The 16,459-nt window shown below is 71.0% G+C and carries 16 protein-coding genes, 1 tRNA gene and 2 riboswitches; of the genes, 3 read left to right on the top strand and 14 right to left on the bottom strand.

All coding sequences use genetic code 11. The features are described from left to right. Window positions 1-151: 151 nt before the first annotated feature. Both AB0C33_RS04605 and bcp read right to left on the bottom strand, forming a co-directional pair. Window positions 152-234 (bottom strand) — tRNA-Leu (locus AB0C33_RS04605). Window positions 235-338: 104 nt separating this feature from the next. Then, a complete protein-coding gene (gene bcp / locus AB0C33_RS04610; RefSeq protein ID WP_352350148.1) occupies window positions 339-812 on the bottom strand; it encodes a thioredoxin-dependent thiol peroxidase in 474 nt (157 codons plus the stop codon). A gap of 151 nt (window positions 813-963) precedes the next feature. Between bcp and AB0C33_RS04615 the strand changes: the two genes are divergently transcribed. Further along, entirely contained in the window at window positions 964-1,296 is a 333-nt protein-coding gene (locus AB0C33_RS04615) for a DUF3618 domain-containing protein (protein WP_189648887.1), read from the top strand. 21 nt (window positions 1,297-1,317) lie between these two features. On the opposite strand, the gene AB0C33_RS04620 is transcribed toward AB0C33_RS04615, so the two are convergent. Then, window positions 1,318-2,511 carry an amino acid deaminase/aldolase gene (locus AB0C33_RS04620; protein ID WP_358283561.1) on the bottom strand — a complete coding sequence of 398 codons (1,194 nt, stop codon included), beginning with the start codon at window positions 2,509-2,511 and terminating at the stop codon, window positions 1,318-1,320. A 185-nt stretch (window positions 2,512-2,696) separates the two neighbouring features. Here AB0C33_RS04620 and AB0C33_RS04625 point away from each other — a divergent pair, with 185 nt between their 5' ends. Both AB0C33_RS04625 and AB0C33_RS04630 read left to right on the top strand, forming a co-directional pair. After that, a complete protein-coding gene (locus AB0C33_RS04625; RefSeq protein ID WP_358283563.1) occupies window positions 2,697-3,278 on the top strand; it encodes a DUF6286 domain-containing protein in 582 nt (193 codons plus the stop codon). After that, complete coding sequence (locus AB0C33_RS04630; RefSeq protein ID WP_358283565.1) at window positions 3,278-3,790, top strand: hypothetical protein; 513 nt, start codon at window positions 3,278-3,280, stop codon at window positions 3,788-3,790. The genes AB0C33_RS04625 and AB0C33_RS04630 overlap by 1 nt, the downstream gene beginning before the upstream one ends. A 378-nt stretch (window positions 3,791-4,168) precedes the next feature. Here AB0C33_RS04630 and AB0C33_RS04635 read toward each other — a convergent pair whose 3' ends face one another. The 11 genes from AB0C33_RS04635 to AB0C33_RS04685 all read right to left on the bottom strand — a co-directional run bounded on the left by AB0C33_RS04635 (window position 4,169) and on the right by AB0C33_RS04685 (window position 16,367). Next, window positions 4,169-4,426 (bottom strand): Txe/YoeB family addiction module toxin, encoded by a 258-nt coding sequence (locus AB0C33_RS04635; RefSeq protein ID WP_358283567.1) that lies wholly within the window; start codon window positions 4,424-4,426, stop codon window positions 4,169-4,171. Continuing rightward, complete coding sequence (locus AB0C33_RS04640; protein WP_352329707.1) at window positions 4,423-4,683, bottom strand: type II toxin-antitoxin system prevent-host-death family antitoxin; 261 nt, start codon at window positions 4,681-4,683, stop codon at window positions 4,423-4,425. Before AB0C33_RS04640 ends, AB0C33_RS04635 begins: the two co-directional genes overlap by 4 nt. A gap of 49 nt (window positions 4,684-4,732) precedes the next feature. After that, entirely contained in the window at window positions 4,733-6,109 is a 1,377-nt protein-coding gene (locus AB0C33_RS04645) for an L-serine ammonia-lyase (protein ID WP_358283570.1), read from the bottom strand. A 59-nt stretch (window positions 6,110-6,168) separates the two neighbouring features. Then, complete coding sequence (gcvH, locus tag AB0C33_RS04650; protein ID WP_352324995.1) at window positions 6,169-6,558, bottom strand: glycine cleavage system protein GcvH; 390 nt, start codon at window positions 6,556-6,558, stop codon at window positions 6,169-6,171. Then, window positions 6,555-7,640 (bottom strand): glycine cleavage system aminomethyltransferase GcvT, encoded by a 1,086-nt coding sequence (gene gcvT, locus AB0C33_RS04655; RefSeq protein WP_358283572.1) that lies wholly within the window; start codon window positions 7,638-7,640, stop codon window positions 6,555-6,557. The genes gcvH and gcvT overlap by 4 nt, the downstream gene beginning before the upstream one ends. A 34-nt stretch (window positions 7,641-7,674) precedes the next feature. Further along, a riboswitch (glycine riboswitch) is annotated at window positions 7,675-7,774 on the bottom strand. A gap of 20 nt (window positions 7,775-7,794) precedes the next feature. Beyond that, window positions 7,795-7,892, bottom strand: a riboswitch (glycine riboswitch). A gap of 246 nt (window positions 7,893-8,138) precedes the next feature. Beyond that, window positions 8,139-9,512, bottom strand: a complete 1,374-nt coding sequence (locus AB0C33_RS04660) for a M28 family peptidase (protein WP_358283920.1) — start codon at window positions 9,510-9,512, stop codon at window positions 8,139-8,141. 71 nt (window positions 9,513-9,583) lie between these two features. Then, window positions 9,584-11,878, bottom strand: coding sequence for a M4 family metallopeptidase (locus AB0C33_RS04665; protein ID WP_358283575.1), 2,295 nt, complete (start codon window positions 11,876-11,878; stop codon window positions 9,584-9,586). A gap of 222 nt (window positions 11,879-12,100) precedes the next feature. After that, a complete protein-coding gene (locus AB0C33_RS04670) occupies window positions 12,101-12,790 on the bottom strand; it encodes a gamma-glutamyl-gamma-aminobutyrate hydrolase family protein (RefSeq protein WP_358283577.1) in 690 nt (229 codons plus the stop codon). After that, window positions 12,787-13,551 (bottom strand): 3-oxoacyl-ACP reductase, encoded by a 765-nt coding sequence (locus tag AB0C33_RS04675; RefSeq protein ID WP_358283580.1) that lies wholly within the window; start codon window positions 13,549-13,551, stop codon window positions 12,787-12,789. Before AB0C33_RS04675 ends, AB0C33_RS04670 begins: the two co-directional genes overlap by 4 nt. Before the next feature lie 93 nt (window positions 13,552-13,644). After that, the gene (locus AB0C33_RS04680) at window positions 13,645-14,988 is read right to left on the bottom strand and encodes an aldehyde dehydrogenase family protein (protein ID WP_358283583.1); all 1,344 of its coding nucleotides are present in this window, start codon (window positions 14,986-14,988) and stop codon (window positions 13,645-13,647) included. A gap of 8 nt (window positions 14,989-14,996) precedes the next feature. Continuing rightward, on the bottom strand, window positions 14,997-16,367 hold the full coding sequence (locus tag AB0C33_RS04685; RefSeq protein WP_358283585.1) for a glutamine synthetase family protein: 1,371 nt from the start codon (window positions 16,365-16,367) through the stop codon (window positions 14,997-14,999). Window positions 16,368-16,459 lie beyond the last annotated feature (92 nt).

Genomic DNA, 16,459 nt, shown 5'->3' on the forward strand with positions numbered 1-16,459 from the left:
CCAGGCATGGTGGTACCTGGGAGCGCCCCTCGCGGGCGAGTAAAGGGAGATCGTGATGGCGGATCATGATCGAGACGCGGGTCGCGCGGTGAAGAGGAAGCACCGCGCGACCCGGCCTCCCGGACGGCGCGGCCCGCGCGGCCACTGCGTGTGCGGGCGGGGGGACTCGAACCCCCACAGTGTCTCCACCAACAGGACCTAAACCTGCCGCGTATGCCATTTCGCCACGCCCGCGATCCCGCCGAGGCGGGGTGGGAACAGCTTAGCGCTCCGGCCGTGGCCGGGCAGCCTTCCGCGACGACCGCGGGCCCCCTGTCGGCGGGGCCCGCGAGCCGGGGTCAGGCCAGGCCGAGCTTCTTCTTGAGCGAGGCCACGTGGCCGGTGGCCTTCACGTTGTAGAGCGCCTGCTCGATCTTGCCGTCGGCGTCGATGACGAACGTCGAGCGGATCACGCCGATCATCTCCTTGCCGTAGAGCTTCTTCGGGCCGTACGCGCCGTACGCCTGGTGGACGGCGAGCTCCGGGTCCGACAACAAGGGGAAGGTCAGGGCGTCGCGGGCGACGAACTTGGCCAGCTTCTCCGGCTTGTCCTTCGACACGCCGAGGACGACGAAACCCTCGCCGGTCAACTGGCTGAGGTTGTCGCGGAAGTCGCAGGCCTGTTTGGTGCAGCCGGGCGTCATGGCGGCGGGGTAGAAATAGAGGATCACCCTCTTGCCGCGCAGGCTGTCGAGGGAGACGGTGCCGCCGTCGGCGGTGGGTAGCGTGAACTCGGGCGCGGCGTCGCCGGGCGCGAGCTTGGTCTCTGTCATGGGCCCTCCTGAGTTCCTCCGGCAAACCTACCGGCCCGGCCGCTGTGCCGTACGGCACGCCGACCTGACAGACTGATCACGACCAGAACGGACGGAGCTCGCGACGGACAACGTAGCGGGCGCGACCACGCGTACGGTCGAAAGGAGAGCCATGGCTGACACCGATCCCGACGAGTTGGAGCGGCGGATCGCGCGCACGCGCGCGGAGTTGGCGCAGACGGTCGACGCCATCGCCGACCGGGTGAGCCCCAAGCGGGTCGCCGAGCGTACGGTCGCCGATGTCAAGAGCCGGGCGGGCCACTTCGTGGCGTCCGTGGGGGACGCCCTCGGGGTGACCGCCCGCCCGGTCGACTACGGCGACAAGCCCGAAGGGGTGTGGGAGGACGAGCAGCCCAACCTGGCGCCGGTGCTCATCGGCGTCGGCGCGGTGCTGGTCGTCGGCGCCGCGATCGTGCTGTTCCGGCGCAGGCGCCGCCGGCGCTGAGCGCGCGTGCCGGGGCCGGGGTCACAGGAACGTCCGGCCCTCGCCCCGGTACGTCGGCACCGACTCGGCCAGGGTGTCGCCGTCCACGAGGTGGAGGGTGTCGAAGCGCTCGCACATCTCGCCCGCCTTGGCGTGCCGGAACCACACCCGGTCCCCGACCCGCAGCTCCTGGGCCGCCTGGCCCAGCAGCGGGGTCTGCACCTCGCCCGCGCCCTCGTCCTGCGCGTACCGCAGGCCGGCGGGCAGGTACGGCTGCGGCAGCCGGCTCGGCCCGGGAGGGCCGGAGGCGAGGTAGCCGCCGCCCAGCACCGTCACCGTGTCCGGTCCGGGCCGCCGGACGACCGGCAGCGCGAACAGGGCCGCCGGACGGCCGGTGAAACGCCGGTAGAAGTCGAACAGCCGCGGGTGGAAGAAGCCCGATCCGGCGGCGACCTCCGTGATCGCCTTCTCCCTGACCGTCGTCTCGATCGAGCCCGTGCCGCCGCCGTTGACGAACTCCAGGTCGGCGACCTGACGCACGGCGTTCACGACGCGGCCGCGGCGGAGGATCAGCTCGCGGGCCGAGCGGGCCTGCATGACCCGGACGACGCGGGCGAAGGCGGCGTTGCCCGGCGGGGCGTCGCCCACCCCGGCGATCTGCGCCTCGTAGGCCATGAGCCCCACCAGGCGCAGCCCCGGGCGCTTGGCGATGGCCGTGGCCAGGTCGGCGGCCTGGTGGGGCTCGCGCACGGGGGAGCGGAGCGCGCCGGCCCTGAACTTGCCGCCGAGGGCGACGTAGCCGGCGTCCAGGTCGAGGGAGAGCCGCAGCTCGGCCCTCGGATGCACGTCCGACACGGCCTGCTCGACGAAGTCGAGCTGCTCGCGGGAGTCGACGGTGATCGCGATCTCGGCGGCGGCCCGTGGGTCGGCGGCCAGGGCGGCGAGCGCGTGCCGGTCGGCCGTGGGGTAGGCGACCAGGATGTCGGTGAAACCCTGCCCGGCCAGCCACAGGGCCTCGGGGAGGGTGAAGGCCATGATGCCGCGGAAGCCGTCCATGGCCAGGATGCGTTCGAGGACCGCGCGGCTGCGCACGGACTTGCTCGCCACCCGGATCGGCTTGCCGGCGGCGCGGCGCACCAGGTCGGCCGCGTTGGCCCGCATGGCCGCCAGGTCGACGATCGCGAAGGGCGGTTCGAGCGCGGCGGTGGCGCGGTCGTAGCGCCGGCGGTCATCCATGTCAGCAGGGTAACGGCATATCGGGCGAATGAATATGAGTGGGGTTCATATTCCTTTCTGGAGCGCGGGAGAGGTTCACTTTCCTTGGTGCGGCCGTAATGATCGGGCAAATGGGCGGCGAGGGCGCGGTCGCGGCCCCCGCGCACCCATGTACGTCTGTCGTTGTGATGACCACGCTTCAGCAGATGGTGCCCGCAGCCATCACCGCCCAGCACCACACCGGGCTGCGCAGGGCGAGACGGGCGCTCAGACCGGCGCGCACGCTGCCCGGCGCGCTCGTCGCGCTCGTCCTGGCCGCCGTGCTCGGCGCGACGACCGCCGAGGTGGTGACGTCGCTGCTCGGCAAGCCGCTGGGCTGGGTCCCGGTGAACGAGGCGGTCGAGCTGGCCGGCGCGCGGACCTGGCCGCAGGTCTCCTCGGCCGCGCTGCTCACCGCCGGGGCCGGGCTGCTGATGCTGCTGCTCGCGATCGTGCCGGGACGGTCCAGGACGGTCCCGGTCGAGACGTCCGACCCGCTGATCGTCATCGGCATCACCCGCGCCGGGCTGCGGCGCACCCTGCGCGCGGCCGCCCAGAAGGTCAGCGGCGTGGAGCGGGCCCGGGTACGGCTGCGCAGGCGCACCATCGAGGTCACCGTCGTGACCGGGCCGGAGAGCTCGGGCGCGATGCTCCGGCAGGTCGGCACGGCGGTCGGCGACCGGCTGGCCGGCGTCGGCACGCTCGGCACCGGCGAGGTCGTCGTCCGGCTGCGCAGGAAGGGCGTGTGATGCGGCAGTACACGGGCAACCGCGTCGGCCTGGCCCTGGTCGGCCTCGCCCTGCTCGCCGTGGGCGGCTACGGCTGGCTGCGCGGCCGGGGCCTGCTGTTCGACCTGCCGCGCAACGCCAAGGTGCTGCCCGCCGAGTTCGCCCGCACGCTGGCCGCCGACCCCTGGACGTTGTGGCTGCTGGCCTTCGCCATGCTGATCCTGGCCATGCTCGCCGTGCGCTGGCTGCTGCTGAGCCTGGGCTGGGGCCGCCGGGGCGCGGCCAGCGGCACCGGCACGGCCATGCTGTGCGTGGGCCTCAAGGGCGTGGACGGCCTGGGCCGGGCGGCCGTACGGGTCGCCGACAACGGCCTGCGCGTCGCCCTGACCTGCCCCTCCGACGCGGACGTCGGCGCGGTGGTGACCAAGCTCGACCAGGACATCGTCGGCCGCATCCGCCGTGAGGTGCGCGACGACGAGACGCCTGCGGTCGTCCGCGTGCACGTCCGCCGCCAACCGGCCGAGCGCCGCTGACCAGTCAACCGGCTGCTCGTAGCTGAAGGAAGAAGGCGCGACTCGGCGCCTTCGTCGTCGAATCCCATCGGGAGGTCGTCATTCACCGCATCATCGGCGCGTTCGCCGCCGCAACCCTCGCCCTCGCGCTCGCCGCGCCCGCCGCCCACGCGGCGACGGGCGACGGCTTTCCGCTGATCCCCTGCAAGATCGGGGAAGACGGCCAGATGCACTGCGTGGGGGACCACCTGCCCGGCCTGCTGGCCCAGGCGCTCAGCCCCGCGGTCGGCCTGATCTGCGTGGACAGCCACACCACCACGGTCATCTGCCGCTCATCCGCCTGAACCCCGGCCCGCCCGGCCCCTCCTGCGCGGAGGGTCCGGGCGGACCGCCGCGTCTCTACTCGTAGTGGTAACGAGCCTGCAGGACGACGATCTCGTCGTGTGCGACCAGGTACACCAGGCGATGCTCGTCGGTGATGCGCCGGGACCAGGCGCCCGCCAACGCGTACTTGAGGGACTGGGGCTTGCCGATGCCCTCGTAAGGATCGCGCAGGACATCCTCGACGAGCCGGTTGATGCGCTTGAGCACCTGCCGGTCAGCCGTCTGCCAGTGGACGTGGTCCTCCCAGCCCTGGCTGGTGAACGCCACCTTCACCGAGCAGCCTCGTCGCCCAGCAGCTCGTGCCGCTCATGACGCCCTTGGACCGCTTCCTGATAGGACTCGATCAGCCGGCGGGCGTTGGCCGGGGAACGTAGCAGGTAGGCCGTCTCCTGCAGGGCTTCGTACTCCTCTGCGGCCACCAGGTAGGCGCTGCCGCTCTTGGACACGATCTCCACGGCGGTGCGGTCGTTGTTGACCTCTTCGATGAGGGGGAACAGACGACGGCGAGCCTCGCTGGCGGTGATGGACATGGTCGCCTCCTCCGAGTGGTACAACTTCACGGTACCACTCGGAGGCGGATCAGCACTCGATGACGTTGACGGCCAGGCCGCCGCGGGAGGTCTCCTTGTACTTGTCGAGCATGTCGCGGCCGGTGTCGCGCATGGTCTTGATGGCCTTGTCCAGCGCCACGTAGTGGCGGCCGTCGCCGCGCAGGGCGATCCTGGCGGCCGTGATGGCCTTGTTGGAGGCCACCGCGTTGCGCTCGATGCACGGGATCTGCACCAGGCCGCCGATCGGGTCGCAGGTCAGCCCGAGGTTGTGCTCGATGCCGATCTCGGCGGCGTTCTCCACCTGCTCGGGGGTGCCGCCCATGACCTCGGTCAGCCCGGCCGAGGCCATCGAGCAGGCCGAGCCCACCTCGCCCTGGCAGCCGACCTCGGCGCCGGAGATCGAGGCGTTCTCCTTGAACAGCACGCCGATCGCGGCCGCCGTGAGCAGGAAGCGCACCACGCCGTCGTCGTCGGCGCTCGGGACGAACTTGGTGTAGTACGTCAGCACGGCCGGGATGATGCCCGCGGCGCCGTTGGTGGGGGCGGTGACGATGCGGCCGCCGGCGGCGTTCTCCTCGTTGACGGCCAGGGCGAACAGCGCCACCCAGTCCATCGCCTGCAGCGGGTCCTTCTCGGCCGACTCGGCCTGCAGCCGCCGGTGGAGCTGGTTGGCCCGGCGCTTGACCTTCAGGCCGCCGGGCAGCACGCCCTCCTTGCCGATGCCGCGCCGCACGCACTCCGACATCACCCGCCACAGGTTGAGGATGCCCGCGCGGATCTCCTCCTCGGTGCGCCCGAACGCCTTCTCGTTCTCCAGCATCAGGGCGGAGATCGACAGGCCGGTGTTCGAGCAGTGCTTGAGCAGCTCCTCGCCCGAGGCGAACGGGTAGGGCAGGACGGTGTCGTCGGGCTTGATGCGGTCGGCGCCGGTGGCCTTCTCGTCCACGACGAAGCCGCCGCCGACGGAGAAGTAGACCTTCTCGCGCACGGTCTCGCCCTGCTCGTCGCGGGCGGTGAAGCGCATGCCGTTGGGGTGCTCGGGCAGGGAGATCTTGCGCTCGAAGACGAGGTCCTGACCCACGACGAAGGGGATCTCGTGCTCGCCGTAGAGCTTGACCGTGCCCGCGGCGCGCATCTCGGCCAGGCGGGCGTCGACGGAGTCGACGTCGACCAGTTCCGGCTTCTCACCGGACAGGCCGAGCAGCACCGCCTTGTCGCTGCCGTGGCCCTTGCCGGTCAGGCCGAGCGAGCCGTACAGGATGACCTCGACGCGGGCCACGCGGGGGAGCAGGCCGTCGTCGTGCAGCCCGCGGGCGAACTTGTGCGCGGCGGCCATCGGGCCGCCCGTGTGGGAGCTGGACGGTCCGATGCCGATCTTGAAGAGGTCGAAGACGCTGATCGCCATTGATGGGCGCCCTTCAGTTCAGGAAGTGCCGGGGCCCGCGGCGGGCCCCGGCGTTGGTGTCAGGACTCGCCTGAGGTGAGCGCCGTGTACTCCTCGGCGGACAGCAGGTCCTCCGCGTCGCCCTCCATGCGGACGCGGAACATCCAGCCGTCGCCGTACGGGTCGCTGTTGGCCAGCGACGGGTCGTCGGCCACGGCCGAGTTCACCTCGACGATCTCGCCGCCGACGGGCGCGTAGATCTCGCTCACCGACTTGGTGGACTCGACCTCGCCGACCGAGTCACCCGCCTCGACGGTCGAACCGACCTCGGGGAGCTGCACGAAGACGACGTCACCAAGAGCCTCGGCGGCGAAGGCCGTGATGCCGACGGTCACGGTGATGCCGTCGTCCACGCCCGACACCCACTCGTGCTCCTTGGTGTAGTTCAGGTCGTCAGGGATGTTGCTCACTTGTTCCTCCTGTAGAAGGGCAGCTCGACCAGGTCCATAGGTTCATGGCTGCCCCGGATGTCCACGGCCAGACCTGTGTCGGCCCCGGCGTCCACGTAGGCCATCGCGATGGGCTTGCCCAGGGTCTGGGAGGGCGCACCGCTGGTGACCTCGCCGACGACGGCGCCGTCGCGGGTGACCGGGTAGCCGTGACGCGGCACCCGGCGGCCCTGGGCGACCAGGCCGACGAGGCGGCGGCGGGGCTGGTCGTCCTTGACCGCCTCCAGTGCCGCCCTGCCGACGAAGTCACCGGGCTTGTCGAATTTCACCACTCTGCCCAGCCCCGCGTCGAACGGGGTCAGGTCGGAGCTCAGCTCGTTGCCGTAGAGCGGCATGCCGGCCTCCAGCCTGAGGGTGTCGCGGCTGGACAGACCGGCGGCGCGCAGCCCGTGCGGCTCGCCCGCGGCCTCCAGGGCGCGCCAGAGCGGCACGGCGTCCTGGTTGGCGACGAACAGCTCGAAGCCGTCCTCGCCGGTGTAGCCGGTACGGGCGATGAGCGCCTGGCGGCCGTCGACCACGCCGGGCAGGCCCGCGTAGTACTTGAGACCGTCGAGGTCGGCGTCGGTGAGCGTGGCCAGGATCTCCTGGGCCTTCGGGCCCTGGATCGCGATGAGGGCGTACTGCTGGGAGCGGTCATCGACCGCCGCGTCATACGACTTAGTGCGATTTTTCAGCTCATCCGCGACCTTGTCGGAGTTCGAGGCGTTGGCCACCACCATGAACTCCTCGTCCGCCAGCCGGTAGACGATGAGGTCGTCGAGCACCCCGCCGCGCTCGTCCACGATCATCGTGTACCTGGCCCGGCCGGGCGCGAGCGCCGACAGGTGGCCGACCAGCGCGTAGTCGAGGGCCTCTCCGGCCTGCGGACCGGTCAGGAAGATCTCGCCCATGTGCGAGAGGTCGAACAGCCCGGCCGCCTCGCGGACGGCTTTGTGCTCCGCCGACTCGCTGCCGTACCGGAGCGGCATGAGCCAGCCGGCGAAGTCGGTCAGCGTGGCGCCTAGGGCCTCGTGGACGTCTCGTAGCGGCGTAGGTCGGGACATTTGTCGCACCTCAGGACAGGATTGGATGCCAGCATCCTCCCCCTCTGTCATGGATGCCTGAGAGCTTCGCCCGAGTTTTACCGGACTTTCACCTTCGGCGAGGCCCCGAGGGCCTGCTTTCCAGAGGTCACCTCCCCGTAAGAACGCCTTACAGGGCTGCCGCGCGGTCCTTTGCCTTGAGAGGTTCGCGGGGAGGGCTTGCTCCTTCAGGGACCCTGACCGGCTGTCAGGGTGCTCTCCCGCACGGTTTCGCCGGTGATGTCCGTCAGCCTAGTGCCGTCATGGGGGTGTTGTCGCGCTTCGCCCCCCGCCATCCGCGGCATCCGCGACATCCCGCACGCAGCGAAAAGCGGCCGCGGCCCCGGAGAGGCGGGGTCGCGGCCGCGTTGGTGGCCGCGCGCGAGCCGGTCATGGCAGGTCAGCTCGCACGCGGCAGCTCGGGGCGGGCCGGCGGTGACCGGCCCGCGCGGGATCGAACCCGGAGATCAGGTCCTAGGGTCAGGCCCGCGCCCAGAGGGCGGGCACGTTCGGCGGCTCCCAGCCCGGCAGGCTGGTGTGCGCCTGGAGGCAGCGGTAGCTGACCCCCTGGTAGGTGACGACGTCTCCGGCCGTGTACGACTTGTAAGCCGTCCAGGTGGTGCCCTGGCCGTCCCCTCCGACGGTCAGGGTGAAGGACGCGGAGTGGTCCGCCGTCGTCCCGTCGCCGTTGATCCCTATGGTGTACGTCCCCGCCGCGACGCCGCTGGCGGTGGCGATCGTGACGGTGGACGACTGGCCCGCCTGAACCGTGGACGGGCTGAAGGAGACGGTGACCCCGCTCGGCACGTTCCCGGCGGAGAGCGCGACGCTCTGCGCCTGGCCGGACGTGACCTGGGTACTGACCGCCGCGGTAGCCGACTGACCGGCCTGGACCGATGCCGACGACGGGGTCACCGAGATCGAGTAGTCGTTCTCCGTGGGCGTGCCGGTGCCCACGGCGAGCTTCCATATGGCGTACGCGATGGCGTCGGAGTTGCGGTCGAGCGCCGTGGTGTTGATGGCGCTCGGGTAGCTGTCGCACGCGCTGTGGTAGCAGCGGTCGAACGCCTGCCCGGCCGAGCCGCCCCACTTGGCGGCCTGGGCCGAGCTCTTGACCGCCCCGGCCCCCGTGGCCAGGCCGCCGACCCGGACGCCCGCGCTCTTGAACGAGGCGTGGTCGCTGCGGCCGTCGCCCTCCCTGTCACCCTCGGTCTGCAGGCCGATGGTGGCGAAGTAGTCGTTGAAGGTGCGCTGGATCGCCGCGTCGTCGTCGTAGACGAAGTAGCCGGCGTTGGTCGAGGCGATCATGTCGAAGTTCAGGTACACCTCGACGCCGCTCGCGCCGCCGTTCTGCACGTAGTACCTGGACCCGACCATGCCCGCCTCTTCGGCGCCCCACCAGCCGAAGCGCACGTGCTTGGTGAGGGTGGGCTTGCGGGCGGCCAGGGTGAGGGCGTTCTCCAGGAGCGCGGCCGAGCCGGAACCGTTGTCGTTGATCCCGGGGCCGGCCGCGACGCTGTCGAGGTGGGCGCCGAGCATCACGGTCTGGTTGGCCGGGCCGCCCGGCCAGTCGGCGATCAGGTTGCTGCCGCCGCTGAAGTTCTGCACGCGGGTGGTGAAGCCGGCCGCGTCCAGCTTGCCCTTGATGTAGTTCATCGAGGCGGTGAAGCCCGGCCTGCCCGAGGCGCGGTTGCCGCCGTTGCTCGTGGCGATGGACTGCAACTGGCTCAGATGCGCCGTCACGTTCGCGACGGGGATGTCGGGCGCGGGGTCGGCGGCGGCGCCGGCCGGTCCGGCCGGCGTGGTGAGGGTCAGGGCCAACGCGGCGGTGGCCGCGGCGCCCAGCCTGAGCATGGCGTTCACGATCTGTGGCTCCTCAAGGGGGTTGGGCGGCCACTCCGGCGTGGCCGCCCAGGTCGTGCGACTTAGACCGGCTGCCAGAGGGCAGGGGTGTTGGGCGGCTCCCAGCCCGGCAGGCTGGTGTGCGCCTGGAGGCAGCGGTAGCTGGTGCCCTGGTAGGTGACGGTCTGTCCGGCCGTGTAGGCCGTGTACGTCTGCCACGTGGTGCCCTGGCCGCCGCCCACCGTCAGGCTGAAGGAGGCCGAGTGGTCGGCGCTCGCGCCGTCGGCGTTCAGGCTGATCGTGTACGTGCTGGGCGTCACGCCGCTCGTGGTCGCGAACGTCACCGTGGACGACTGCCCGGCGGTGATCGTGGACGGGTTGAAGCTGACTGTCACGCCCGCGGGCACGTTGCTCGCCGCCAGGGCGATGCTCTGCGCCTGACCGGCGGTGACCTGCGTGCTGACCGTGGCGGTGGCCGACTGACCGGCCTGCACCGAGGCCGACGACGGCGTCACGCCGAAGGAGTAGTCGTTCGGCGAGCTCTGCCCGATCTGCAGGTTGTAGGTGGCCTGGCGGTCCACGTCGGCGCCGTCGGCCGTGATGGCGATCGAGTGGCTGCCCTGCGGGCTGCTCGCCGAGGTGTTGATAGTCAGCGTCGAGCTCTGCCCCGCGGTGATGGTGGCCGGGCTGAACGAGGCGGTCACGCCGGCCGGCAGGGTGCCGGTCCGTAGGGTGATCGACTGCGCCGAGCCGCCGGTCACGGTGGTGCTCACCGTGGTCGTGGTGCTCTGGCCGGGAGTCACGCTGCCGGAGGCGGGGTTCAGGTTGACCGAGAAGTCGTTGCTGCCCTGGGTGCAGGTCGGCTCGCCGGACTGGGCCCGTACGCTGACGCCGTCCCAGGCGTTCTTGACCACGTTGAACTCGGTGCAGCTGCCCGGGTACAGGGTCTTGGCGGCCTGGAGGGTGGCGACCCTGGCCTTGGCGTGCGTCCACGGCTGGGTCTTCATGTTCAGCGCGGACATGAAGACCTCACCGGCCTTGCGGATGCCGATGCCGGTGATCGCGGCGCCGTTGTCGCAGCGGGTGCTGGCGGGCTTGCCCGAGGGGTTGGTGCCCTCGGCCACCAGGTAGAACCAGTGGTTCTGCGGGCCGGCCGCCGCGTGCACCTCGGTGTTGGGGATGGAGGCGCTGTAGCAGTTCGGGTGGCTGAGGGCCGACGGGTTGTACATGTTGCGGATCGGCCCGGCCCCGGAGAGGTTGACCTCCTCGCCGACCAGGTAGTCCGGCGGGTCGTTCGGGTTGTTGGCGTACGCCTCGGTGAGCGCGCCGAAGATGTCGCCGGTGGACTCGTTCATGCCGCCGGTCTCGTTGCCGCTGCCCGAGCCGCCGCTGGTGAACTGGAAGATGCCGTGGCCGAACTCGTGGCCGACCACGTCCATCGACGTGAGCTGCTGGGAGTTGGCGGAGTTGTGGCCGAAGGAGCCGTACTGGCCGTTCCAGTAGGCGTTGACGTCGGCCAGGCCGACGCGGGCCGGGTAGCCGCCGCCCTGGCCGTTGATGCCGTTGCGGCCGAGCCAGGCGCTCAGCATGTCCCATTCCCGCTGCGCGGCGTAGAGCGCGTCGACGCAGGCGGTCTCCAGGTTCGTGCCCGAGCCGTTGCCCCAGGTGTCGGTGGTCTTCGTGTACGGCGAGCCGTTCTGGCCGCCGCACGCCACGCCGCTCCTGCGGGGGTCGCGCATCGTGTACGAGGGGCTGGTGTCGATGGTGACGGTGCCGACGTAGTAGCTGTTGCCGGTGCCGTCGCGCACCTCGTCCCAGTCGTCGATGACCTTGCCGGTCAGGGCGTCCACGTAGACGTGGAGCTTGGTCTCGTGACCGGCGGCGGTGGCGCCGGTGACGAGCACCTCCCAGGCCAGCCGCGGGGTCGTCGTGGTGGCGTGCACGGACAGCACGGGCGTGGCGACGGTCTCGACCCTGGCCACCTTGGCCCTGGCCGTCACGGCGGCCTGGGCCGCGGTGACCTTCGCCCTCGTGCCGATCCCGATCTTCGTGCGCTGCCCGGTGGCGACCGTGTCGACCACCGCGCCGGAGGCGTCCGTGGCGACGACCACTTCGCCGCCGTAGACGGGCAGGCCCGCGTGCTTACGGGCGTAGGTCAGGTACTGCAGGCCGCGGACGCCTTCGACGGTCGACGTCAGCGTGAACGTGTCCTGCTCGGATGCCAGCAATGCCGCCGAGTCGGCCAGGATCGCGTTGTGTGCGGTGGCGATCGCGTTCCTGCGCTCGTCGGGGCTGGGAGGATCGGCCACCTGCGACGCTTGGGCTGTGGCGCTCGTGGCGCCCACCAGCGAGCTGGTGGTCAGGGCTAGCGCGAGCATTGCGGCAGCCCCCAACCTGAGTTTGGGGTTCACTCTCTGGCTCCTCAGGGGGGTGTGGAGTGGAAGAGCCCCGGCCGGCTGGGGATGAACACAGGGTGACACCGGGATGGCGCGACCCGGTACCCAACAAGTTTCCTATAACGCGGTGGTATGGCCCCTTGAGCTGGGATTTCGCGGGTTTTCAGGGCGCAGAAAAGGTAAAGAAGCTTTCCAGTAACGGTCTCAGCAGGCCGCCGTGAACGCCTCGAAGAGCGTCAGTCCGTCGCCCGCCTCCGGGTGCCACTGGACCGCCACCGCGAACCCGCCGGAGTCGAGCTCCACCGCCTCGATCGTCCCGTCGCCGGCCGTGGCGGTGACCGTGAGGCCCCGGCCGAGCCGGTCGATGGCCTGGTGATGGTAGTGCGGGACCGCCACCGGGTCCGTGCCGAGCACCTTCGCCAGGCGGCTGCCGGGGACGGGCGTGACCGGCAGATGGCCGAACTCGCCGGGCGCGGGGGAGTGGCCGGTGTGTCCGGTCACGTCGGGCAGGTGCTGGTGCAGGGTGCCGCCGAGCAGCACGTTGAGCACCTGCAGGCCGCGGCAGATGCCCAGGAACGGCAGCCCGGCCTCCAGGGCCGCCGCCAGGAGGGCGAACTCGGCCTCGTCCCGGAACTCCCGGACGTAGCCGGTGCGCTCGTGCGCCGCCCGGCCGTACCTGGCCGGGTCGACGTCGCCGCCGCCGGCCAGGACGAGACCGTCGAGCCGGCCCACGACCTGGGCGGGATCGCCGGCCGGCGGCAGCAGCACGGGCTGCCCGCCGGCCTGGACGATCTTCTCGACGTACATGTACGGCAGCAGCGCGACGGGCAGGTCCCACACGGTGAAGCGGGCGGGCTCGACGTACGTCGTGACGCCGATGACCGGACGGGTCACAGCGGCGTCACGTACGCGCCGGAGATGCCGCCGTCCACCAGGAACTCGGCCCCCGTGATGAAGGAGGCGTCGTCGCTGGCCAGGAACGCCACGGCGGCGGCGATCTCCGACGCCTCGGCGAAGCGGCCCACCGGAATGTGCACCAGGCGCCGCTGGGCCCGCTCGGGGTCCTTGGCGAACAGCTCCTGCAGCAGCGGCGTGTTCACCGGCCCCGGGCACAGCGCGTTGACCCGGATGCCCTCGCGGGCGAACTGCACGCCCAGCTCGCGCGACATCGCCAGCACGCCGCCCTTGGAGGCCGTGTACGAGATCTGCGACGTGGCCGACCCCATCACCGCCACGAACGACGCGGTGTTGATGATCGAACCCTTGCCCTGCCGCCGCATGTACGGGATGGCGTGCTTGCAGCACAGGTACACGCTGGTCAGGTTCACCTCCTGGACGCGGCGCCAGGCGTCCAGGCCGGTCTCCAGGATCGAGTCGTCGTCGGGCGGCGAGATGCCGGCGTTGTTGAAGGCGACGTCCACGCTGCCGTAGGTCTCGTGGGCCGTGGCGAACATCCGGACGACGTCGTCCTCGCTGGTCACGTCGGCCTTGACGAAGAGGCCACCGACCTCGCCCGCGGCCGTGGCCCCTGCCTCCTCGTCGATGTCGACGCAGACGACCTTCGCGCCCTCCTGCGCGAACCTGCGCGCCGTGGCCAGCCCGATGCCGCTGCCCGCGCCGGTGATCACGGCCACCCGGTCCTGCAATCGCTGCACTGTCACTCCCTGTCCGATTGGTCGTTCACCTTCCTCATTCGCTTCGCGAAGGGCTTCGTTCCTCAGCCCTTCACTCCGCTCACTGCGTCAGGTTCACTCCCATGAAATGAAGACGTTCTTGGTCTCGGTGAAGGCCGTCAAGGCGTCGGGGCCGAGCTCACGGCCGAGGCCGGACTGCTTGAAGCCGCCGAACGGGGTCCAGTAGCGCACCGAGGAGTGCGAGTTCACCGACAGGGCGCCCGACTCCACCGCGCGGGCCACCCGCAGCGCCCGCCCGACGTCGCGCGTCCAGATGGAGCCGCTCAGCCCGTACGGGGTGTCGTTGGCGATGCGCACGGCCTCGGCCTCGTCGGTGAACGGCACCACCGACACGACCGGGCCGAAGATCTCCTCGGTGAAGGCGCGATCGGTGACCTTGGAGGTGAGCACCGTCGGCGGGAACCAGAAGCCCTTGCCCTGAGGACAGTCGCCCTGGAGGTAGGGCGTGCCCTCGACGAAGCCGCGGACGCGGTCCAGGTGCTCGGCGCTGATCAGCGGGCCCATCTCGGTGGACTCGTCGAGCGGGTCGCCGACCTTGACGCCGCGCACCGCCGCCGACAGGCGTTCCAGGAACTCGTCGTACACCTCGGCCTGGACGAGGATGCGCGAGCGGGCGCAGCAGTCCTGGCCGGAGTTGTCGAAGACCGCGTACGGAGCGGTCCGCGCCGCCTTGTCGAGATCGGAGTCGGCGAAGACGATGTTCGCCGACTTGCCGCCCAGCTCCAGCGTCACCCGCTTGACCTGCGCCGCCGCCTTGGCGGCGATCTCCTTGCCCACCTCCGTCGAGCCGGTGAACACGATCTTGGCCACGCCGGGATGCTCGACCAGCCGGGCCCCCGCGACCTCCCCTGCCCCAGGCAGCACCTGGAGCACCCCCTCGGGGAGGCCCGCCGCCAGGGCCAGCTCGGCCAGCCGCAGCGCCGTGAGCGGAGTCCATTCCGCCGGCTTGACGATCACCGTGTTGCCCGCCGCCAGCGCCGGGGCGACGCCCCACGACATGATCAGCATCGGGAAGTTCCACGGCACGATGACGCCCACCACGCCCAGCGGCTCCTGGAACGTGATGTCCACGCCGCCGGGCACCGGGATCTGCTTGCCGTGGTTGCGCTCGGGGGCGGCGGCGTAGAAGTGCAGCACGTCGCGGACGGCCCCGGCCGCCCAGCGCGCGTTGCCGATCGGGTGCCCGGCGTTGTCCAGCTCCAGCCGGGCCAGCTCCTCGCCGTGGGCGTCCACCAGGTCGGCGAAACGGCGCAGCAGCCGCGCCCGGTCGCCCGGAGCCAACTCCCGCCAGCTCCGGTACGCCTTCGCGGCCCGCTCCACCGCCCGGTCGACCTCGGCCGCGTCGGCCATCTCGACCTCGGCGACGACCTCTTCCGTCGCCGGATTAACGATCCTCATGCCTACCGTCACATTCGCTCGAAACCACGGAACAGCTCCCAGTCCGTCACCGCCGCGTCGAAGGCGGCCAGCTCCACGCGCGCGTTGTTCGCGTAGTGCTCGACCACGTCGTCGCCGAACGCCTCCCTGGCCAGCTTCGACCCCTCGAACAGGGCGAGCGCGTCCCGCAGCGTGTGGGGCACGGTCTCGGCGCCGGAGTCGTAGGCGTTGCCCCCGAAGGCGTCCTCCAGCGGCAGCTCCCGGTCGATGCCGTCCAGCCCGGCCGCGATCAGTGCCGACACCGCCAGGTAGGGGTTGACGTCCCCGCCCGGCACCCGGTTCTCCACCCGCAGCGACGGCCCGTGGCCCACCAGCCGCAGGGAGCAGGTGCGGTTGTCCACGCCCCACTTGACGGCGGTGGGCGCGAAACTGCCGGGCACGTAACGCTTGTAGGAGTTGACGTTGGGCGCGTACAGCAAAGTGAGCTCGCGCAGGCGGGCGAGCTGCCCGGCGATGAACCGCGCGCCGAGCGGCGAGAGCCCGTACGGCCCCTCGCCCGCCATCGCCAGGCCGCCGTCGAGGCCGCGCAGCGAGATGTGGATGTGGCAGGAGTTGCCCTCGCGCTGGTTCGGCTTGGCCATGAAGGTGATCGAGCGGCCCTCCTGGGCGGCGATCTCCTTGGCGCCGTTCTTGTAGATCGAGTGGTTGTCGCAGGTGCGCAGGGCCTCGTCGTAGCGGAAGGCGATCTCGTGCTGGCCGAGGTTGCACTCGCCCTTGGCCGACTCGACATACATGCCGGCGCCCTCCATGTCGCGCCTGATGCGCCGGAGCAGCGGCTCGACGCGGGCGGTGCCGAGGAGGGAGTAGTCGACGTTGTAGAGGTTGGCGGGGGTCAGGTCGCGGTAGGCGCGCCGCCAGGCGTCCTCGTAACTGTCGTCGTAGACGACGAACTCCAGCTCGGTGCCCACGTACGCGGCCAGGCCCCGCTCGGCCAGGCGGGCGAGCTGGCGGCGCAGGATCTGCCGCGGCGAGGCGGTGACCTCGCCGCCCTCCTCCCAGGCCAGGTCGGCCATGACCAGGGCGGTGCCGTCCTGCCAGGGGACCCGGCGCAGGGTGGACAGGTCGGGCTTCATCGCGAAGTCGCCGTAGCCCCGGTCCCAGGAGGACATGTCGTAGCCGGCGACGGTGTTCATGTCCACGTCGACCGCGAGCAGGTAGTTGCAGCCCTCGGAGCCGTGGTGCAGCACCTCGTCCAGGAAGTAGCGGGCGGAGAGCCGTTTGCCCTGCAACCTGCCCTGCATGTCGGCGACGGCGAGCAGCACCGTGTCGATCCGGCCGGAGGCGACCTCGCCCCGCAGTTCCTCGACGGACAGGAATCCGTTGCCCGCTGGTTCGCTCACCCTAGGTCGCTCCGATCTGCTCTGAAGCGCTTTCCCGTTGATTGGGCTAGTCTCAGACCATTGATGTGCATGCCGGGATCGCTTGTCAAGAC

It is taken from the genome of Nonomuraea sp. NPDC048881 (genome assembly GCF_040649795.1).
Taxonomy (GTDB): Bacteria; Actinomycetota; Actinomycetes; order Streptosporangiales; family Streptosporangiaceae; genus Nonomuraea.